This is a genomic window from Paraburkholderia sp. HC6.4b, assembly GCF_014200875.1.
GTDB lineage: Bacteria > Pseudomonadota > Gammaproteobacteria > Burkholderiales > Burkholderiaceae > Paraburkholderia > Paraburkholderia tuberum.
The window spans coordinates 138,303-156,887 of the sequence record NZ_JACHDC010000014.1 but is presented as its reverse complement, the minus strand read 5'-3'; the positions used below and the strand labels follow the sequence as shown (position 1 = coordinate 156,887).

Here is an 18,585-nt window from a genome sequence, read left to right as displayed (position 1 = left end):
GTCGTTACGGGTGGATTAAAGCTACAAAACTGGAGACGCAATGAAACTGAAATGGGTAGCTGCGGCCGCGGTGGCCGTCCTTGGAAGTCCGGCCTATGCGCAGTCGTCGGTGACGCTGTACGGCGTCGTGGATTCCGGTCTGCTATATCAAAGTACCTCGGCGGCCTCGTTCAGCCCGACGGCGAAGAATCTGGGCAAGGTCTATCGCTACAAGGACGGCGGGATCTACTCGAGCATCTGGGGCATGAAGGGGACCGAGGATATCGGCGGCGGCTATCACGTCAACTTCAAGCTGCAGGGATCGTTCGACAGCGGCACCGGCAAGTTCGGCCTGGCGGATACGCCGGGCGCGGTGGCGCAGTTCAACCAGTTCGCAACGGTCGGCGTGTCGGGACCGTTCGGCACGGTAAACGCCGGTCGCCAGATCGTGCCGATGGCCTACGCGATGGCCGATACCGACGTGCGGGCGGGCCAGTATTTCGGCAGCATCCTGACGGCATGGCTGGGCATGAACCAGGCCGCCGGCTGGTCCGGCACCAGCACCAATGGACCGATCGGCGCGCTGTACGACAGCAATGCGATCGTCTACGAGTCGCCGACATTCGCCGGCGTGTCCGCAGCGCTCGAATATGCGCCCGGCGGTGTGGCAGGCAGCTTCCAGGGCGGCACGCGCGAGTCCGCCGTGCTCAAATACTCGAACTATGGCCTCAATCTGAGAGCCGTCTACTACAACGGTCACGACACCAATCCCGGACCGACGACGGTGCCCACCGGACTCGCCAACAACCGCCTCTACTACCTCGGGGCGCTGTACACCTATCACGCCTTCTCCATGTCCGCGTCATATACCAACGGCAGGAATCCGGCGCACGCGAATCTGGTCAACCTCGACCTGTATTCGGCCGGCCTCGGCTATCAGTTCTCACCGGCATTCAAGCTCACCAGTGGCGTGTATTACCTGAAGGACGCGAACAATTCGGCCAACAAATCGCTCGAGGTCGCCGGAGGCGCCGAATACAGTCTGTCCAAGGCCACTTTGCTCTATGGCCAGGTGGGTTGGGTGAACAACCACGGAGATATGACGCAGACGATTACGTACGGCCAGCCCGTGGCGCCTGGCCTCGGGACGACGGCGGTCATGCTCGGGATACGCCACTACTTCTAGGGATCCTCCGTATTGAGCTCGAAATGAAGACCTCTGGCCGGTGAAGCGTGCCGGCTCGCCCCGCGGTAGCAGAACAGCGATTCCAACGGGGATCCCACAAGACTCAGGAAGATTGGAGAAAGCAATGAAGGTAATCAGGGCACTCAAACTGGCGGTCGGCGCACTGATCGTGACGACATGGATCAATGCATGGTCCCAGCCTGGCGAATCGGGCAGTGGGCCAGCGTCAACCGTCATGGCGTCGCCGGGCAGCGGCGCTTCGACGAGTTCCAGACAGGCTGATCGCGCGCTCGGCAGGAAGGTACGCGCTGCGCTCATGAAGGACAAGGAGATCAGTGCTTCAAACATCAGTGTCCGTGCGAGAGGTGGCGCGGTGACGCTGTTTGGCACGGTGCCCGATGCAGCGCAGATCGACAGGGCGGCCGGGGTTGCCGAAGCCGTGCCGGGCGTGACAACCGTGAAAAACAATCTGACACTCAAACGCGTATTCGGCCAGTAAGTTGTCATCCTAAGTAAGTCCGGACCGCTGCCAGGCTTGCACCGAAGCGACACCGCTCTGCCTACGACGTCAGTCCGCCGGCGCATCTGGTTGGCGGACGGCGCAAATGGATCGATTGCGCAGATGAGCCCGGTTTCGTCGAAGGGGTGACGGCATTCGTCGGGAGGCAAAACACCCAACGTCGACCGAGCGTGCCGCACCGTTCTTGAGCTTTAGCGAATAGACGAACCGACAGAAAAGTGCTGCTGTCGGTAACGTCCTACCTTGAACGAATCTCGGCAGTACAGAGGTCGCGCTGATGTGTGGCAATCTGCCATGTGTTTCCCCACGGATCTCTTACCATTGCTCGCCTGTCGCCGTATGGCATGTCGGTCGGAACTTCGAGTGAGATCGCATTCGCCGCAATCGCTCGCTGGTAGGTCGAATCGGCGTCCTCGACGTAGACATACAGAAATGCCGGCATCGGATCGCGAAGGCCGTCTGCGCCGCTAACCATCACGACGGAATCGCCGATCATGAGTTCGGCAGGCCGCCCGTGACGGAATTCGCCCTGTGCCTGAAACACCATCTTGATGAATGTGATCAGGTTTTCCGGATCCCGTACGACGATTCGGGGCGTGACGGTACGCCATCCATCGGGCTGAAATTTAGCCATGTTGGGCAGCCTCGGAAGAGATTCGCAAGGGCATTGTCCTCCGGGCGCCGGATGGCCGCAAAGGGGGGCGAACTCGGGCGAATCGGCATCTGGCTCGGTTCGGCCACAAACTGCCGGTCACATGCGCCGCCGGAAGGCCGCTCAGGCGTCGGCTCTGCTTCGCAACCGGCCATCTGATTGTCGCAAGGCGAGCGCTCGTTCAGCGGCCAGAAGGGACATCAATCTGGCTGGCCAAAGACGCCCTGTTCCACCGAGCGGAGGCATCTCCCCTGTTAATCCCTGTCAGCTTGCCGGATTTCGTGCCATGACGACCCATGCCGCGCCGTTGATCATCACCGACCCCTCGCCGGGGAGGCTCGCGAAGGCGGCACGAACTGCGGCGGAGGCACGGGCGCGGATGTCGTCGGGCTGACCAGCGAGCGCACGCGACAGCGGGCCGACCTCAAGCGTCATCCTCACTGCGTCGTCGATCGCCGCGTCCCGCGTTTCGCCCTCGCCGAATGGGACGGCCGCGTCGAAGGGCGAGATAACGATTTCGGTGAAACCGGCCGCCGTCAGGATGCGCGCCACGTGCTTCCGGTCGCCGAACGAAAACGGGCCGGGCGCTTCGGGATCGGGGAGCGCGCTCGGCGGGACGATGTCCTTGAGCGCGCCCACCGGCAGTCGCATCCAATCGTTCTCGGCCGCACCGCGCCAGCAGACGAAAGCGACCCGGCCGCCCGGCCGGAGCGCGCGTCGCATATGGGCGAACGCCGCTGTCGGATCGGGGAAAAACATCACGCCGAAACGCGAGAACAGAATGTCGAACGCGCCTTCGGGCAGCTCTGCGCTGCTGGCGTCGGCCACCTGAAACAGGGCCGGCGTATCGTGGCGCGCAAGCGCGCGCGCTCGATCGATCAGCGGTTCGGATATGTCCACGCCCAGCACTTGGCCCCCCGCGCCGACGCGAGCGGCCAGAGCCAGACTTGACGCACCCGCGCCGCAGCCGATGTCCAGCACGCGCTCACCCGTCGCGGGCGCGGCGGCTTCGATCGCGGCCTGGCCGAACACCGCCACCAGAGCGTCGAGCCGGGCCTGGTTGGCGACCCAGCGCTCCCCGCTTTGACCATTCCAGTCACCCACCTGATCAGCACTTTGCTTTGCCATGTCATCTCCTTGACTCGACGATCCGCCTTTCGCCGCGTCGATTTACGCCAACCTTTTCGAAGGCGACGACGCAACAAGGATCTGTGCTCTCAAACCACCATCGACTGCTGGGCGAAGATACCCGCCATCGCGCCCTGCGATGAAGCCTGGGTGACCGAGGGCAAGAAGGGCGTGGCGAGGTCGCCAGCGGCGTAGATGCCGGGCATGCTGGTTTGGCGGCGCTCGTCGACTTTGAGGACGATGCCGGTGGGCGTATCGACCGTGGCGAGGCCCAGTGATTCATGCAGGCGTGCGGACGGCTTGTTGCGCGGATGGGCGAACAGGACGTCGACCGCGACATTGCGGCGGGTATCGAGATTGACGGTGTTGATATGGCCCTTGTGATGGGCGATCTCGACGATCCGGCCATCGACGACAGGTATGTTGCGACGCGCCAGATCGACCTGGATATCGGGCGCAATGTCATGACCATCGGCGAAGACAGTCAGCTTGTCCGTCCAATCGCGGAACAGCCTGGCAGACTGGTGCGACTGCGGGCTGGACCAGACGAGGCCCCAATGCTGGCCGGCGACTTCAAAGCCGTCGCAATAGGGGCAGGGCACGATGGACGTGCCCCAGCTTTCGGCAAAGCCCGGAACATCAGGCATCTGGTCGGCGACGCCATAGCTCAGGATCAGGCGGTGCGCCCTCAGGCTTTCGTTATCGTCAGTGACGACGCAGAAATCGTCGATGGCGCCAGACACGCTCTCGGCCCGGGCATTGACCAGCCTGATCGTTGGATAGCGCGTCAACTGCTGCCGCGCCTCGACCAGGATGTCCAGCGGTGGCTTGTGATCGTGGCCGAGCAAGCCATGCGAGTGGCCTGCAAAGCGGTTGCGCGGCCGGCCGGTATCGAGAACCGTGACCTTGCGGCGGGCACGGCCGAGCTGCAGGGCGGCGGCGAGGCCGGCAAAGCTGCCGCCGACGATGATGACGTCATCCATGGTGATGGGCTCCGTGTTGTGATTGGAGGGGTGGGCTGGGCGTGGTGTGCAATATCGTCCAGCGATACGCGCTTGAGACGGTCAGCGAGTAGGGCTTCGGCATTGGCGAGAAAGTTGCTGATGGCTGTATTGATCGGCCCCACAATCCCGCATTCGATATCGCCAGGCGCCCCGGGGAAACCTGATTTGGGCAACTGGTTGAAACCTGTCCTTGGCTTGCACATTTAAGATACTGCGTGGTATCGTAGTGCAAGAATTTGAATACTGTCAAGTACTGGAATTGTTGTGACCGAAAACAGCCAGAGCCGGCGCGGCCGGCCCGCCAACGAGGCGCTTCGCCAAACGATCGTCGACGCCGCCTGCGAACTCTTTGTGGAATTGGGTTTTCAAGCGACGACCATGGACAAGGTCGCGCAGCGGGCGAAGATATCCAAGCTCAGCATCTATCGGCACTTCGAGAACAAGGAGGCGCTGTTCAGCGCGGCCATGGTGGCCCACTGCCATCAATTTGCACCCCAGGCCCTTTCTGAAAGCGTCGACGGTTCAGCCGAAGATCAGCTCATGGCGGTGGGATCATCCCTGCTTCGCACGCTGTTGAGCCCGGACGTCCGCAGTGTCGAAGCCATGGTTTTGGCCGACAAGACGAATCAAAAGTCGTTAAGCAAGCTCCATTACGAAGCCGGGCCCGCCCATGTCATCGCCCAAATCGAGGCCGTGTTGCGTCAGTTGCACGCGAAAGCGATTCTGAACGTACCCGATGCTCTCCGATCCGCCCGCTTGTTTGCCGCGCTTTTCAAAGGATCCGATCTTCTGCTTGTCGCACGCTTCGATGAGGCGAGAGCAGAGGATGACAACGAAATCGAATCCTATTGCCGGTCGGCCGTCGCCATGTTCATCGCCGCGCACGGTGGCATCTAAAGGTGCGCTATCGCGGCTTGATGAAGAACCCGCAGAGTTGCACACGCTGTTCGCTCTAAGCAATCTGTGGATGACGCGCGAACGACTGATGCGCGAGGCCGCTGCATGAGCGCAAAAGCCGCCCGCGCGGGCAGGCAATCGGCGCCTTCCTTATGCCGAACGTAGCGCTGCATTCGAGCCAGGTGCCGCACCGCTTCCACCGCATCGGCCCTATGTGGATGGCTCAGTGCGGCAAAACGAGTTCTGAACACCATCCCGAACCTTGCGGGCGCTTCCTTCGATCTGGTGAACGACAAGCTGATTGCTTATAGAGAAATCAAACTTAAGTTCGAGAGCAATTCGAGGGTCGAGCAAGACGTCATCCTTGCACGGCGTAAGCCGCCTCACCAACTCACGGGTCTAAGCGTCCGCAGAGGCCGATGACTTGTCCCCCAGGCGACGGCACGGAATGACCGTTCCACTCCGATACCTACCCTTAGAACAGAGACTGCTCGACCGGCTGCAACGGGTCGACTTGCGACGATCCTCCGTTGCGGGCCGGCAAGCGGTTCCATCGAACTATTGCATCGACCGGTTGAATCCGCCAGTGGAACTGGGACGTTCAAAGTTGCTTTGCCCCTTCAGGTGGGCGATAGTTCAGAGGGTGGAATGACAAACCCAAGGCCCGCCAGATATAGCCGCTCACTCCAGTTGTAGCAATTCTGTAGCAAACCAAAATTCACCCCGCAGTACCGCGCCCATAGCCCCACGCGGCAACAATCGACCGATATCCGAACGTTGCGATATGACAGCGCCTCTTCATCCAAAAAAACCGTCTTATTTTCGCTCGAAGTCTGTCACCATTTCATGCGACACCGACCGTGAGCGTAGCGTTGGTCCTGCATCGCGGAAGCGTGTCCTAACGGGAGAGTCCTGATGAGCAAGAAGTCCGAAGCGAGCGGTAAGAGCGGCGCGAATGAGTCGACCGCTGCGACGCTGGCCGCGCTGGCGAATTACATCAGTGAGTTCGTCATCAATGGGACGCTCGACACCAGATGCGCCGCGAAACTAGTTAAGCGCCTGAGAAAGGAAGCCGAAACCATTTTGGAAAATGGAAGCGCGACAAAGCTGGCACAAAAGGATCTGAAGAAAGCGTTCGACACGGTTGACGCTGCAGTCCAGGACCACGATGCGAAACTGCTGGTCACAGCCAACGCAGCACTACGTACAGCAGACGAGGGGAAAAAGGCGGAAAAGTAGCACTGAAGACTCGCGCGCCTTGACGCTGTAGTAGCTGCGTCCTTCGCCAAAAGCTGTCTCTCGCGCAGGGGCGTCCGCGTGACTGCTGGTGCTGATCAGAGGTTCGGCGAAGTGTCAAAAGGTCTCTTGCGACAAGCCGAGCTACACAAAGCGGTTCGCCGGCGCGTACGGCTCGAAGTATCGATCCATCACGCCGATGCACGCATTCAGGCTATGTCCGGCGCATGAAGGCAATGTAGGCGTTTCATGTCTCACCAGCCCGCCCCGCGCCCTCATCCAAACCGAACACAATAAGCAGGCGGCAAATGCGCTGAAATCAAATGCCAGCTTTCGCCGCCGTCGTCGGACGTCCATAGCGCGCCGGTGGTCGACGCCATTGCGAGGCGCGTGCCGGAGTCATCTACAGCGAGCCCGTGCCGATACACGAGGTCATACGCCGGTGCAGGCGGCAACCCGTTCGAGAAACGCTCGAACGTGCGGCCGCCGTCGCGTGTGCGCGTGACGACGAACTGGCCGTCCACCGGGGTCCGGCACTGGTCTTTCACGGCGGGCACAAACCACGCGGTGTCCGGCTCGCGCGGATGCACGGCAACCGCGAAGCCGAAGCTCGAAGGCTGCGCTTCGATCCGCTGCCAGTGCGCCGCGCCGTCGGTCGAGCGGAAGATCGCGCAGTGATGCTGCGCCCACAGCGCATCTGGATTTGCGGCGCATTGCACGACGCGGTGCGGGTCTTGCACGTTGGCATCGCCGCGCCGCTCCGGCGGCATGTAGTCGGCCTCCATGCCTTCGGCACTAACGCGCCAGGTCGCGCCGCCGTCGGCGGTTTGCCAGACGCCGCCACACGACACGCCGATCGTCACGTGCCGGCTGTCGCGCGGATCGACCATCACGGAATGGATGCCCGGCGCGTCGTAGCCGCCTCCGAACCATTCTCGGCGCTCCGGGCGATCCCACAGCGCCCGGTTGAGCAGCCATGTATCGCCGCCATCGTCGGAACGGAAGAGCCCGCCGGGAATCGTGCCGGCCCACAGGACGCCCGGCTCGTCCGGGCCGCCGGTTTCAAGCGACCAGATTTGCTGGAGCGTCCAGGGAGGAGCCGGCGGGCTGGGCACGGCCGCGCTCGCATTGTCCGCGCCGTCACCGGCATGCGTCTCGTCGGCAGGCTGCGGCGGGTAGACGGGGACCGCGCACTCTTCCCAATCCTCTATGCCCGCGCGCCGGCGATGCAGCTTCACGCCGAAGTGGCCGAGATTGAGCGCGGCATACAGCGAACCGTCGCGCGGATCAGGCAGCACCATGCTCACCGGCTCGCCGACGAAATACGGCTCACCGAGCGTCCAGCCGCCCTCGCCGTCGGCTTGCAGAACGAACAATCCCTTGCGGGTTGCAACAAGCAATCGATCGCTCATGTGGAGTGTCTCCTGTCGACCAGAGTTGGCGCTTTAGCGCTTACTCTGGTCCCATGCAAAGCTCGAGTAAGAGTGGAACCTTCTTATCCGCCCGACAACGCCTGTATGACGTAAACCCGGCTTTCCTCGCCGAGCGCATCGGACAGACGTTGTCGGTCGCGCACCGGCCGGCCGTCGACAAACACGGCGAGATGTCTTCGCAGTGAGCCCTGATCGTCAAGGATGTAGCCGCGCAGTCGAGGTTGCGCGGCGAAGACGGCCTTCAGTGCTTCGCCGAGCGTGCGCGCGTCGATCTCGCGCTCGGGCGTTGCGATATGCCGTTGAATCGAAGCAGCGAAGAAGATGTGCGCCATGGCGGGGTAGCCGAGCGGGAATGGCCTGTTCGTCGATTCTGCAGTTTAGACGATCCGCCGGGTGCTTCGGGGCATCGCCATACAACAGACGACAGGTTGCGCCTCCGAAGCGGCCGTTGCGGTGTCGCGAGTCCGAAAGTCGGCTCGGGGTCGCGTGCCGCCGAGCGCAGCCTTGCGAGGTTCAAGCTGCGCAGCCTAATACATGAGGCGGCACGCGGCCAACAGCCGCCCTTCCCATAGAACGCGCGAAGGCCGGCTTCCGCCTCGGACAGCGACGTTCAATTTCCGTGCGTGGCGATGCGCTAAACCCACGCATTTTTCGCTCGTCGCCACGGCGCAGCATCATTTCACATTGCCGAGCGCATCGAGCATCATTGACCAGATACAAACGTCTGCCGGTCGCCCGAACCGTTGCAGCCCGGGTCCTTAAATTTCGCGATCGATTTCGCGCAGCCTGCAAGCGTCATTACTGGCCGGTTGCGCTCTTCACCGCGCATTGCCCGACGATACTCTCCCCGTCACTGAATTTGAACGTGACGGGAACCGTCGAACCGACCGTCAGCGGCTTCTTTTCCTTCTCGAACATCACGTGATAGCCGCCCGGCGCGAATGCGAGTGTCCCGTTGGCCGGGACGGTCACCTTGTCGACCATGACCATCTTCGACGTGCTCCCGGTAGTCTGCGTCTGATGCAGCATGGACATCCCGAACGCATCGGTGCTAACACCTTCGAGATCGACGGGCTTGTCTCCCATGTTCATCAGCTTGAAGTAGCCTCCGGACGGCACGTCGCCCGGCATCGAGCGGATCCAGCAGTCGGACACCATCATGGCGCCCGACGAAGCGGCGAAAGCGGTTAGCGAAGCAGCCGCGAGCGGCAGCGCGATAGCCAGGCGGAAAAAGGGGTGGTGCATGGCATAACCTCCTGTTCTACGTTAAGGAAAATGTGATGGGCCGGTGAGACCTACGTCGCGGCACCGAGGCAAGGCTCGATCGTCATATCGGTCGCATGTCTACATGGTCGCTCCGCTATCCGCCCGTCGGCGACGTATGGCCCAGCACCGCAGCCAGCGCAAGTACGGCTAGCATGACGAGCGCTTCGACAGAGAGAACGCCGTCGAAGCGGCGTTGCGCGGCGGGGTAATCCGGATCGTTCCGCTCGGCAAGCACGAGCAGATCGGGCAGAATCGCCATCCGGTTCCAGCCGCCGAGCAATGTCGCCAGGACCACACATGCAAGCTTTGCGGCGAGCAACCGGCCCCAGTGTGTGCGCAGCAGCGGCGCGCTGGCCTGCGCCGTGTCCTGAACGGCGTTGTAGAAACCGGTGACGAGAACAAACACGAGCGCAGTCGTCGCCAGATGAGACAGCGCCGAGCAGAACGCAGCCCTCCGGCCGGGCGGACGGCCTGGTTCGCGTTCGAGCCGGCGCAGCAGGATCGCGGCGACGATGACACTGCCGGCCCAAAGCGCAGTCGCGGAAAGGTGGACGACGTGGATCGCCTCACGCCACGAGAAGTCGCCGGAGTCGGCCGCATGGCTCGCGGCTGCCTTGCCCGCGACCCACAGGACGAACCCCGCAGCAAAGAGCGCTGAGCCGCGCTCTTTCTTGAGGCCACTCAACGCCGCGAGCAGCGCGCCGGCAACGCCGATCGACCATGCCTTACCGAAGTGGGACTGCGTCAGTACTGGGGCGATAGCCGAACCAGCTTCACCGAGCGGCGAACCGCTCATGACTGCGGCCTGAAGCCAGAGGTACGCCAGGGCGGTGAGAGCGAGTGCGACTGACGCGACGGTCCGCCAGACTCGCGTCGTGTCTTGCCCAGGCAATCCGCTACGCGCGCCCAGCACGCCGCATGCAAGAGCGCCGGTAGCGACGGCAAACAGAATGTCCTGCATCGCGGCCAGTGCAATCTGGGCGACGACGAGCGGATCCACCGTTACTTCACCGTGAACGTGTAATGCCCCTGGGTGCGATGGCCGTCGTCGGCAACGGCGACCCACGAGACGGTATAGGCGCCCGGCACTAGGGGATTTAGCCCTACCGACATGTGCTTCCTGTTCGACGGGTCAACCGCAGCTTTGCCGCTCGTCACGGACTTGCCTCGCGAGTCGGTGACGGCGATCGAGCTGAAGGCGGGCTCCAGACCATCGTCGAAATCGATCGCCACGTCCTTCTGCGAGGTCGTGACGGTCGCACCGGCCCCCGGCGCCTCCTGGGTCGGGTAGGCGTGCGCCTGCGCGAGATTGCAGCCGGCGATCATCAGCGCGGCGATGGCCGCGCGTGCAATCGTGTGCAGTTTCATGAGAGGACTCCTTACACGTTAGAACAGCGGCTTGCCGAGCGTTTTCGGCGCAATATCGTCGAAGAAAAGATGGGCCTGTACCAGGATGCCCACATGCGAACCGCTCGCGCTGTTGATTGGTATCTGGGCTTCGACACCGAACTGGCCATAGCGGTTGATCCAGATGAACCCCGGATTGATCGTGCCAGTGGTTTGGCCCTGACTTCGCGATAGCGGAAACTCGACGATGGGAACAATGTTCGAGAGCGGCTGCGGCAAGCCGAAATCATGCACCTGCTGCTGCAGATAGGGCAGGCTGTACTGGACCGTGAAACCGTAGTCGAAAGAATTGGGCTGACCGGCCCCGGTGGTCAACGAAGGCCCAGCTTCGGCGGTAATGGCAACGGGTCGGAGATAGGCCAGTGAGTCAGGCAGATCGCCCATACCCTTGCCCACGTAGATCGTCGGCGAGATGGTCGAAAAGCTGTCCGCAATCGCGTGGCTGCCGGTTCCACCCAATTCCGCATGCACCCCGACTGAAGTCATGAATTCGTGCGGGGCGTTCACATACAGCAGATACTTCAGGCCGACTCCAAAGTTATCGAACCCGTGCGCAGTCGGATTGTTCTGCATCACGTAAGCGCCGTCGACGGACAGGGCAAGCCTTGACGTGATCAGCTTGTCGTACTCGAAGCTGAACGTATTGATGCTTTGATCGCCGTTGTCTCCAGGAACACGCTGATGCCCGTATTCGAAGTTAGCTTCATCGCCGACACCTGGATCATCGACAGCCAACGTTGACGGAAAGACGCGGTCGCCCGCGATGGCATGGGCAGCGGCTGGCGATGAGGCGAGCAGGAGCGCAGTTGCAGCGAACGAGATCGATGCCGTGGCGAAGAAGGGTTTGCCATGGCGCAAGGTATTGGCATTCATGTTTCATCCATTGATTGAGGTCGTCATTGCGCCGCCGCGAGTCTGTGAAGAGACACGACGACGCCTGGCGATGCGTTCGTGCACGGCATCGCCATCAGGGCTCAATTCAGGATGAAACGGGGGGCGCGCGCGGCTGGGCGGATGCCAGCGGTTCGACGCGACGGATGCTCTCGAACCGCGTCGCAATGCGATGCTGGATGGCCCAGACCGTGACCGCAAATTCAGGCTGGACGCTCGGCAGTACGGGCGTGTGCGCAATCAGGTTGCAGTAGCCGCAAGCATGCCAGTGAGCAGCCAGCGAGTGGGAGGTGTCCTCGTTGCCCGGCGGATTGCCTGGAGTCGAATGTGCGGAGCAGAGCGAGGCTGAAGGAAGCCCAGCCTCGTTGCGGTCAGCCAGTGCGTGCGAAACCGTCGGCGCGAGCGTTGCCATCAGGATTGCCAGCAATCCCAGATAGGAGCCCAATTTCCGGCAGAAGCAGCTCAGCATAAGGCCGACGATTCGATATTGGTCTGGTGAAGGTGAATGCGGCGCATTATGCCATGTGTTACTTGCAGGCATCGACCTATGACAGCTTGCCGCGTCAGACACGGCGACCCCAGGTACGCAGATGTAGCCTTGGCTGAGGCGCTTGGGTCCAAAGGCTCTTGCGATCGGTGTCGTGCTTCTGGACTGGAACCACGCACAGGCCGGCGCGGCTCTCGGTTACCGAGTTATCGCTAGTGCGCGGAACCGGTTTCCTGAATGACCGGACCCCGCTTGGCAACGGACGGCTGTCAGCCCCAAAGTCGAAGGTCTCTTTGGGGTCGACAACAGCCGAGCGCATCGGGTGGTAGCCGGCCCATCTCCAGCCATTCGCTCGCGTGCGCCCGCACCTGCTATTTGCTGATGGGTCTTCGGCTGGCTCGACTGAGCAAAACCGCCACAGCGACGGCGCCAGCCGCGGCGACCACGAAAGCTTCAACGAACGATTTCATGAGCCGTGGGAGCAAGGTGGCCGACATGCATCGGCGTCGGCAGCCTCACCAAAACTGAGCCAGCTTCAAACCACCTCAGTGGGCAAAGCAGATCTTTACTTCTCCCGATCGACCGCTCAAACCGACTCCCGCAGCACCAACTGATGCTGCAGGATGCGCGACGCTGGGCGTTGGCCGTCGAGCAGCGCCAGCAGCATTTCGGCCGCCGCGGCGCCCAGCTCGACCATGGGCTGGGCCACGGTCGTCAGCCCCGGCTCGAAGATGCCAGCGATGGGCACATCGTCGAAGCCCATTACCGCCACGTCGTGCGGCACCCGCCGGCCGGCTTTGCTAAAGCCCTTGATCGCGCCGATGGCCAACGTGTCCGACACGGCGAACACGGCGCTCGGTGGATCCACCACCGCCAGCAGCTTTGCCGCCGCCTGGCTTCCGGCGGCGTAACTATTGTCGCCAGTAACGCAGACAAGCTCGGGCGCAGGCGCGAGACCGGCGCGCAGTAGTGCCGCGTGATAGCCCTCGCGGCGCTGACGCGCATACAGGAAGCGCTCATCGCTGGTGATGAAGCCGATGCGCCGGTGGCCCTTGTTGATGAGGTACTGCACGGCATCCGTACCGGCCTGGCGGTGGTCGATGCTGACATAAGGCACGTCACTACCGGGCAAGAATTCCGAGCAATTGACCCATGGCTTGCCGTTCGCCGCCTCGCGCCGGGCTGCCGGGTCGGACATGGGCACGAGATTGATGACGCCGTCGCTCAGACTGCCGGCCAGCGTCGGCAGCGAGGCGTCCGCCGTGCCAGTCCAGGCTTCCAGGTCCGCCGGAAGCAGCGTGTAACCGGCCTGGCGACTGACCGCGCCGGCCCCGCGCACGATCTCGGCGTAGTAGGGGTTGGCGAAATCCGGCATGAGCATCAGCAGAATGCGACTCTGACCGGTACTCAGGCTGCGGCCGAACGGATTGGCCCGGTAGTTCAGTGCCCGTACGGCTGCCTCGACCCGCTCACGCGTGGCCGCCGCCACGGCCTTCGTCCCGTTGAGCACACGCGACACCGTGGCAATGGAAACGCCAGCCTCGCGGGCAACGGCTTCGATGGAGGGTTTGCTTCGCATTGGTTCGTTCAGGCAGCGGCGCGTTTGTCGCCCGCAGGAAGGTAATAATTTTAGCATCACGGGAAAAGGTTTTCCCCTCATGCGTCATCGAACCTCGAAACTGAGCGGGGATTCAGACTCGGCTTGCGGGAATCCATGGTGTTGCTGCAAACCGCAGCGTTATGCAATCTGCTTATCCGAAGCTCATCGCGTACTCCTGTTTGTGCCGGCCCCTGCTGCATAGGGTAAAGCACCTGTTCCAGGTAAACGGGAAAGCGCTTACCTTTTGACTTGCGCCCAGCTCCGTAGGCCATCCGTGCCGCATCCACCTTGACTCTTTGATTGACGACCATGAATCAAGCCTTGCCCATTTCCATCCAGATTTACAGCCTGCGTAATGCGGGCGAACTCGACCGGCAGTTCGACATTGCCGCCCAGGCCGGATTTCGCCAGGTGGAGCTGATCGGGTCCTTGCTCGAAAATGCGGCCGACACCCGGAACAAGCTTCAGGCGCGCGGCCTGAGCGCCTCCTCCAGCCACCTCAGCATGGCCATGCTGCGTGAGCGTTTGCACGAAGTGAGCGCGGCGTGCGAGACCCTCGGTATCACCCAGTTGGTCATGCCCGCGGTGCCGCCCGCCGAGCGCGACAGTGACGCCGCATACTGGCGGGCGCTCGGCAACGAGTTGGGCAGCCTCGCCCATCGGCTAGCCGCTCAGGGCATCGCCCTCGCTTACCACAACCATGATTGGGAACTCAGCGCCAAGGAGAACGGCGCAACGGCGCTGGAACTGCTGTTCGAGTCCGCCGGGGCAAGCCCGCTCGGCTGGCAAGTGGATGTAGCCTGGCTCGTGCGCGGCGGCGCCGATCCTCTGCCATGGCTTCGTCGTTATACGGGCCGCGTGGTCTCGGCCCATGCGAAAGACCTCGCGCCCGCGGGTGAAAAACTGGACGAGGACGGCTGGGCCGACGTCGGTCACGGCGTCATGGATTGGCCCACGCTGGCCGCCGCCTGCCGCGAAGCGGGCGCGCGTTTCCTCGCCGCCGAGCACGACAATCCCAGCGACGGCGAACGCTTCGCCCGCAATGCCTTTGCCTATCTGCACCAGCTCGGAGCCTGATCCATGAAACCTGTCTTCGTCGGCATCATCGGTTGCGGCAACATCAGCGATGCCTATTTCACCGGCGCGGCGAATTCGGAATTCGTCCGCATCAAGGCCTGCGCCGACTTGCGTCCGGAGGCCGCCCGAGCCAAGGCCGCGCAGCACGGCGTTGCCGCGATGACGGTGGATGCGCTGCTGGCCGACCCCGACATCGAAATCGTCATCAACCTTACGGTGCCGCACGCGCATATGCCGGTAAGCCTGCAGATTCTGGAGGCGGGCAAGCACGTCTACCTCGAAAAGCCCCTGGGTACCGAGTTCGCGTCCGCACGCGCGATGCTGGCGCGAGCCGAGGCTTCGGGATTACGCGTGGGCTGCGCGCCGGACACCTTCTTCGGCGCGGCCCATCAGGCGTGCCGCGCGGCGCTCGATGCGGGCCGCATTGGGCGTGCCATTGGCGGGGCCGTGGCCGTGTTGTCCCGCGGCATGGAGTCCTGGCATCCCAATCCTGAGTTTTTTTTCAAGCCTGGCGGGGGCCCGATTCACGACATGGGCCCGTATTACGTGACGCAGTTGGTCAACCTGCTTGGGCCGGTGGCACGCGTGTCTGCTTGCGCCACCATCGGTTTTCCCCAGCGCATCGTCTCCAGTGAGCCGCTGAGGGGCCAGGTCATCGAGGTCGAGGTGCCCACCACGGTCAACGGTATCCTGCATTTTGAGGGTGGGGCCAACGTGGTGATGAGCGCCTCCTGGGACGTGTGGGCCCATCAGCGTGCGCCTATCGAGATCTATGGCACGGAAGGTAGCCTGTTGGGCGTCGATCCCAATTTCTTTGGCGGGAGTCCGCGCGTGGCTGAACGTGATAGCGGCTTTAAGCCGCTCGACACACAGGTCCATGCTTTTGGCGTCGACAACTTCACGTTGAGGAGTGGTGCGCGGGTGGCCAATTACCGCGCTGTGGGCGTGCTGGACATGGCCATGGCGTTGCGTCGAGGTCGGCCGCATCGCGCGAGCGGCGAACTGGCGTTACACGTGCTGGAGGTGCTGGATGCCTTCGAACGCTCGTCGCGCGAGGGGCGGCACATCGATATCGAGACCGTCGTGCAGCGACCCGTCGTCGTGCCATTGGGTCGAGGCGAAGAGGTGTTTCTCGCCGACTGACTCACCTGACTTCCAGAGTGATCAAGCCGGTTGCGACGTGATCCGACTGCGACCATCAGATCACGCCCCGGCTGATACAGCTCGCGCGACTCTCCTCGCCGCCGACTATCCACGACCGGGCACAGCCGCGCCGTCGCCGTTGCTCGCCGTCGCCGCGTCGCGCGTCTCGGGCATCGCCGCCCACACCAGCAGCACCGCGAGCGCACCGGCCGCCGCGAGGCAGAAGAAGCTCACCGTGTTGCCGAAACGATCGGCGACGAAGCCCGCCGCCGTCGTGCTCAACGTCGCGCCGATGCCGGCCGCGAGCCCGAACAGGCCGATACACAGGTTGTAGCGGCCCTTGTCGCCGGCGACGTCGGCGGCGATCAGCGGCAGCATCACGCCGAACACCGCGGCGCTCAAGCCGTCGAGCATCTGCACCGGCACGAGCAGATAGGGGCTGCTGATGCCCGCGAACAGCAGCGCGCGGATCGGCAACGCGGAGAAGCCGAGCAGCAGAATCGGCCGGCGGCCCCAGCGTTCGGCCGAGCGCCCGACCCACGGCGACATCATCGCGACGATAGCCTGCGGCACGATGATGCATGCCGCGATCACGAGCTGCACGTTGTCTCCCATGCCGGCCGTCACTTCGCCGGCGGCCAGGTTCAGCATCGCCGCGTTCGACAGATGGAACAGCACGATGCACGCGGCGAACAGCAGCATGCGCTTGTCGCGCAGCAGCTCGCGCAGGCTTTCGCGCCGCTCGAGCTGCTCGGGGGTGGGCGCCGCTTGCGGCAGCTCGATCGTGTCGGTGCGCTGGATCATCGCGAGCGCGATCAGCGCGGGAACCGCGAGGCCCGCGGTCAGGACGAACACCGCGCGCGGGGAGTAGTACTCGCCGAACAGTCCCATCAGACCGGCCGCGACCGCGCTGCCGATCGACGCCCAGCGCGCATTGCGGCCGAGCCGGTCGCCGAGATTCGCGCGACCCACCAGCGCGAACGAGATCGCCGCGAGCGCCGGCGTCAGCATGCAGCTCGCGAAGCCGTGGAACACCTCGGCGGCGATCACCGGCAGCACGGTCGGGCTGATCGCGAGCAGCATCGCGCTGAGGATGATCGCGCCGATCGCCCACGCGGCCGCCGCTTTCTTGTTGCGCAACGCGTCGACCGCGGCGCCGCCGGGCACCTGGCTGACCATCGCGCTGATCGTGCCGACCGACAGCACCATGCCGATCTCGCCCTGGGTCCACTTGTGCGATGCGAGGTAGGACGCGATGAACGGCCCGAAGCCCGTCTGCACGTTGGCGACGAAGAAGTTGAGCCAATCGAGCGCGCGCAGACTTCGCGCCGTGACCATAGTACGGACCGTCATCGGACCGCCCGTGCGTTGGAAACCGCGACGGCCGACGATGCGGCCGGCGGCGCCGAGGCCGCCGGCGCGGCGCTGGCGGCAGGCTGCGCGGGCGGCGCCGGCGACACCGCGCGAATCGGCTTGTCGCTCGCGTAGAGCGGCGTCGCGTTGATCTGCGCGTCGCTCAGATCGATCTGCGGATGCAGTTCCTTGTCGCGCGTGACGAAGCGCAGCGCCGACCAGTTCGCGGCGATCGTGCGCCGGTCGGGGCTGACCATGCCGCCGACGTCGAGGACGATCGCCTGCGGCTGCGCGTTGCCGTCGATCAGCACGTCGACCACACGGCCCACCTTGGCGCCGTTCGCGCGCTCGACGGTCGCATCGAGCAGCGGCAGTTCCAGCGGGTTCGATTTGTTCGCGGTGCTCGGCACGGCCGTCGGGTTCAGCGTGATCGGCGCCCCCTTCGCGGTCGGCGTGAAGTGGAACGCGCCCCACGGGAAGTTCACCTTGCGGTCGCCGACGCCGAGGAAGCCCTGCAGATTGACGACCATCTCGCGCGGCTTGCCGGCTGCGTCGGCGATCATGTCGACCGCGCGGCCGACCACCTTGCCGTCGGGCTTCTGCACCTGGCTGTCGAGCAGCGCGCGCGCGTCGCTGCGCTCGATCGTGCGCAGCACGATCAGCGGCGGCGGCGGCGGGGGAGGCGGCGGAGCCGGCACGACAACGGGCGGCGGCGGTTCGACCTTGTGCGGCTTCACGACCGGCTTCTTCGGTTTCTTCGGCTCCTCGGGCCCCTCGTTCGCCTCGCTCTCGACCGGCTCGGGCGCGGACGCGGCGAGCGGCGCGCTTGCCGGCTCGACCGGCATCACCGTCGCATCGACGATCGGCGCCTGCTGCGTACCCCACAGCAGGCTGCTGCAGCCGGACAGCGCGGCGAACGCGAACAGCGCGGCCACGGTGCACAGCCAGCGCAACAGTCGAAGCACATCGAGCGAATCAGGCGAATCGAGCGGGCGAAGCGATCCAAGCGGTCCAAACGGGACAATCGGCAGGCGCCCGGCGGGGCGCGGAAAACCGCCAGTCATCAGGAAAAACTCCACGGGCAGGTGCGGACCGGCGCGATGAGCCGCCGCGGTTGGATGGGATACGGCCCAGAGTTTAACCTGCGCTGCCGCGCGGGCAGCCTTTCGCCGGTTGCGTTGCAGGCGGTTTCGCCGATGCGCTGGCGGTATAGCGCTGCACGCCGCGTGCCTGGAACGCGATCGCCGGGGTGGGTTCGGCGCGTTTCGCGGCTGCCCGTATGCCGTAGGTGTATACGCGCGCAGCGCTCGCGCGAGCGACCGTCGC

The 18,585-nt window shown here is 63.8% G+C and carries 19 protein-coding genes and 1 pseudogene; 7 read left to right on the top strand and 13 right to left on the bottom strand.

Annotation, left to right across the window (positions count from 1 at the left end):
- The first annotated feature begins 40 nt into the window (after positions 1-40).
- Both HDG34_RS21690 and HDG34_RS21685 read left to right on the top strand, forming a co-directional pair.
- A complete protein-coding gene (locus HDG34_RS21690) occupies positions 41-1,165 on the top strand; it encodes a porin (RefSeq protein WP_184062111.1) in 1,125 nt (374 codons plus the stop codon).
- A gap of 124 nt (positions 1,166-1,289) precedes the next feature.
- Positions 1,290-1,664: a BON domain-containing protein gene (locus HDG34_RS21685; RefSeq protein WP_184062171.1), complete on the top strand. Its 375-nt coding sequence runs from the start codon at positions 1,290-1,292 to the stop codon at positions 1,662-1,664.
- 259 nt (positions 1,665-1,923) lie between these two features.
- Here the strand turns inward: HDG34_RS21685 and HDG34_RS21680 are convergent, their stop codons facing one another.
- From HDG34_RS21680 to HDG34_RS21670, 3 genes are all read right to left on the bottom strand, one after another.
- Positions 1,924-2,319: a VOC family protein gene (locus tag HDG34_RS21680; RefSeq protein ID WP_184062110.1), complete on the bottom strand. Its 396-nt coding sequence runs from the start codon at positions 2,317-2,319 to the stop codon at positions 1,924-1,926.
- 282 nt (positions 2,320-2,601) lie between these two features.
- Complete coding sequence (locus tag HDG34_RS21675; protein WP_184062109.1) at positions 2,602-3,465, bottom strand: class I SAM-dependent methyltransferase; 864 nt, start codon at positions 3,463-3,465, stop codon at positions 2,602-2,604.
- Positions 3,466-3,554: 89 nt separating this feature from the next.
- Entirely contained in the window at positions 3,555-4,448 is an 894-nt protein-coding gene (locus HDG34_RS21670) for an NAD(P)/FAD-dependent oxidoreductase (RefSeq protein WP_184062108.1), read from the bottom strand.
- Between the two features lie 285 nt (positions 4,449-4,733).
- Here HDG34_RS21670 and HDG34_RS21665 point away from each other — a divergent pair, with 285 nt between their 5' ends.
- The 3 genes and pseudogenes from HDG34_RS21665 to HDG34_RS21655 all read left to right on the top strand — a co-directional run bounded on the left by HDG34_RS21665 (position 4,734) and on the right by HDG34_RS21655 (position 6,605).
- Positions 4,734-5,366 carry a TetR/AcrR family transcriptional regulator gene (locus HDG34_RS21665; RefSeq protein WP_018421953.1) on the top strand — a complete coding sequence of 211 codons (633 nt, stop codon included), beginning with the start codon at positions 4,734-4,736 and terminating at the stop codon, positions 5,364-5,366.
- A pseudogene (locus tag HDG34_RS21660) lies at positions 5,354-5,475 on the top strand (IS5/IS1182 family transposase); the annotation flags it as partial. The gene HDG34_RS21665 and the pseudogene HDG34_RS21660, both read left to right, overlap by 13 nt.
- Before the next feature lie 806 nt (positions 5,476-6,281).
- A complete protein-coding gene (locus HDG34_RS21655; RefSeq protein ID WP_184062107.1) occupies positions 6,282-6,605 on the top strand; it encodes a hypothetical protein in 324 nt (107 codons plus the stop codon).
- Positions 6,606-6,877: 272 nt separating this feature from the next.
- Here the strand turns inward: HDG34_RS21655 and HDG34_RS21650 are convergent, their stop codons facing one another.
- From HDG34_RS21650 to HDG34_RS21615, 8 genes are all read right to left on the bottom strand, one after another.
- Complete coding sequence (locus tag HDG34_RS21650) at positions 6,878-8,014, bottom strand: exo-alpha-sialidase (RefSeq protein ID WP_184062106.1); 1,137 nt, start codon at positions 8,012-8,014, stop codon at positions 6,878-6,880.
- An 83-nt stretch (positions 8,015-8,097) separates the two neighbouring features.
- Positions 8,098-8,367 (bottom strand): MoaD/ThiS family protein, encoded by a 270-nt coding sequence (locus HDG34_RS21645; RefSeq protein WP_184062105.1) that lies wholly within the window; start codon positions 8,365-8,367, stop codon positions 8,098-8,100.
- Between the two features lie 466 nt (positions 8,368-8,833).
- Positions 8,834-9,280: a copper chaperone PCu(A)C gene (locus HDG34_RS21640; RefSeq protein ID WP_244145121.1), complete on the bottom strand. Its 447-nt coding sequence runs from the start codon at positions 9,278-9,280 to the stop codon at positions 8,834-8,836.
- Between the two features lie 115 nt (positions 9,281-9,395).
- The gene (locus tag HDG34_RS21635) at positions 9,396-10,301 is read right to left on the bottom strand and encodes a CopD family protein (protein ID WP_184062104.1); all 906 of its coding nucleotides are present in this window, start codon (positions 10,299-10,301) and stop codon (positions 9,396-9,398) included.
- 2 nt (positions 10,302-10,303) lie between these two features.
- Complete coding sequence (locus HDG34_RS21630) at positions 10,304-10,669, bottom strand: copper resistance protein CopC (RefSeq protein WP_184062103.1); 366 nt, start codon at positions 10,667-10,669, stop codon at positions 10,304-10,306.
- 18 nt (positions 10,670-10,687) lie between these two features.
- Positions 10,688-11,581 carry a hypothetical protein gene (locus HDG34_RS21625; RefSeq protein ID WP_184062102.1) on the bottom strand — a complete coding sequence of 298 codons (894 nt, stop codon included), beginning with the start codon at positions 11,579-11,581 and terminating at the stop codon, positions 10,688-10,690.
- A gap of 106 nt (positions 11,582-11,687) precedes the next feature.
- The gene (locus HDG34_RS21620; protein WP_184062101.1) at positions 11,688-12,068 is read right to left on the bottom strand and encodes a DUF2946 domain-containing protein; all 381 of its coding nucleotides are present in this window, start codon (positions 12,066-12,068) and stop codon (positions 11,688-11,690) included.
- Between the two features lie 604 nt (positions 12,069-12,672).
- The gene (locus tag HDG34_RS21615) at positions 12,673-13,665 is read right to left on the bottom strand and encodes a LacI family DNA-binding transcriptional regulator (RefSeq protein WP_184062100.1); all 993 of its coding nucleotides are present in this window, start codon (positions 13,663-13,665) and stop codon (positions 12,673-12,675) included.
- A gap of 330 nt (positions 13,666-13,995) precedes the next feature.
- Between HDG34_RS21615 and HDG34_RS21610 the strand changes: the two genes are divergently transcribed.
- The gene (locus tag HDG34_RS21610; protein ID WP_184062099.1) at positions 13,996-14,763 is read left to right on the top strand and encodes a sugar phosphate isomerase/epimerase; all 768 of its coding nucleotides are present in this window, start codon (positions 13,996-13,998) and stop codon (positions 14,761-14,763) included.
- A gap of 3 nt (positions 14,764-14,766) precedes the next feature.
- Entirely contained in the window at positions 14,767-15,906 is a 1,140-nt protein-coding gene (locus HDG34_RS21605) for a Gfo/Idh/MocA family protein (protein WP_184062098.1), read from the top strand.
- Positions 15,907-16,011: 105 nt separating this feature from the next.
- Here the strand turns inward: HDG34_RS21605 and HDG34_RS21600 are convergent, their stop codons facing one another.
- Positions 16,012-17,259: an MFS transporter gene (locus HDG34_RS21600; RefSeq protein WP_184062097.1), complete on the bottom strand. Its 1,248-nt coding sequence runs from the start codon at positions 17,257-17,259 to the stop codon at positions 16,012-16,014.
- Complete coding sequence (locus HDG34_RS21595; protein WP_221309215.1) at positions 17,256-18,323, bottom strand: PRC-barrel domain-containing protein; 1,068 nt, start codon at positions 18,321-18,323, stop codon at positions 17,256-17,258. The genes HDG34_RS21600 and HDG34_RS21595 overlap by 4 nt, the downstream gene beginning before the upstream one ends.
- Positions 18,324-18,585 lie beyond the last annotated feature (262 nt).

What these genes read in the sequence shown, in the direction of transcription:
- HDG34_RS21605 (WP_184062098.1), top strand. Translation starts at nt 14,767, where the DNA reads ATGAAACCTGTCTTCGTCGGCATCATCGGTTGCGGCAACATCAGCGAT.
- HDG34_RS21650 (WP_184062106.1), bottom strand. Translation starts at nt 8,014, where the DNA reads ATGAGCGATCGATTGCTTGTTGCAACCCGCAAGGGATTGTTCGTTCTG.
- HDG34_RS21645 (WP_184062105.1), bottom strand. Translation starts at nt 8,367, where the DNA reads ATGGCGCACATCTTCTTCGCTGCTTCGATTCAACGGCATATCGCAACG.
- HDG34_RS21595 (WP_221309215.1), bottom strand. Translation starts at nt 18,323, where the DNA reads ATGACTGGCGGTTTTCCGCGCCCCGCCGGGCGCCTGCCGATTGTCCCG.
- HDG34_RS21640 (WP_244145121.1), bottom strand. Translation starts at nt 9,280, where the DNA reads ATGCACCACCCCTTTTTCCGCCTGGCTATCGCGCTGCCGCTCGCGGCT.
- HDG34_RS21690 (WP_184062111.1), top strand. Translation starts at nt 41, where the DNA reads ATGAAACTGAAATGGGTAGCTGCGGCCGCGGTGGCCGTCCTTGGAAGT.
- HDG34_RS21685 (WP_184062171.1), top strand. Translation starts at nt 1,290, where the DNA reads ATGAAGGTAATCAGGGCACTCAAACTGGCGGTCGGCGCACTGATCGTG.
- HDG34_RS21625 (WP_184062102.1), bottom strand. Translation starts at nt 11,581, where the DNA reads ATGAATGCCAATACCTTGCGCCATGGCAAACCCTTCTTCGCCACGGCA.
- HDG34_RS21630 (WP_184062103.1), bottom strand. Translation starts at nt 10,669, where the DNA reads ATGAAACTGCACACGATTGCACGCGCGGCCATCGCCGCGCTGATGATC.
- HDG34_RS21675 (WP_184062109.1), bottom strand. Translation starts at nt 3,465, where the DNA reads ATGGCAAAGCAAAGTGCTGATCAGGTGGGTGACTGGAATGGTCAAAGC.
- HDG34_RS21680 (WP_184062110.1), bottom strand. Translation starts at nt 2,319, where the DNA reads ATGGCTAAATTTCAGCCCGATGGATGGCGTACCGTCACGCCCCGAATC.
- HDG34_RS21670 (WP_184062108.1), bottom strand. Translation starts at nt 4,448, where the DNA reads ATGGATGACGTCATCATCGTCGGCGGCAGCTTTGCCGGCCTCGCCGCC.
- HDG34_RS21620 (WP_184062101.1), bottom strand. Translation starts at nt 12,068, where the DNA reads ATGCTGAGCTGCTTCTGCCGGAAATTGGGCTCCTATCTGGGATTGCTG.
- HDG34_RS21600 (WP_184062097.1), bottom strand. Translation starts at nt 17,259, where the DNA reads ATGACGGTCCGTACTATGGTCACGGCGCGAAGTCTGCGCGCGCTCGAT.
- HDG34_RS21655 (WP_184062107.1), top strand. Translation starts at nt 6,282, where the DNA reads ATGAGCAAGAAGTCCGAAGCGAGCGGTAAGAGCGGCGCGAATGAGTCG.
- HDG34_RS21615 (WP_184062100.1), bottom strand. Translation starts at nt 13,665, where the DNA reads ATGCGAAGCAAACCCTCCATCGAAGCCGTTGCCCGCGAGGCTGGCGTT.
- HDG34_RS21610 (WP_184062099.1), top strand. Translation starts at nt 13,996, where the DNA reads ATGAATCAAGCCTTGCCCATTTCCATCCAGATTTACAGCCTGCGTAAT.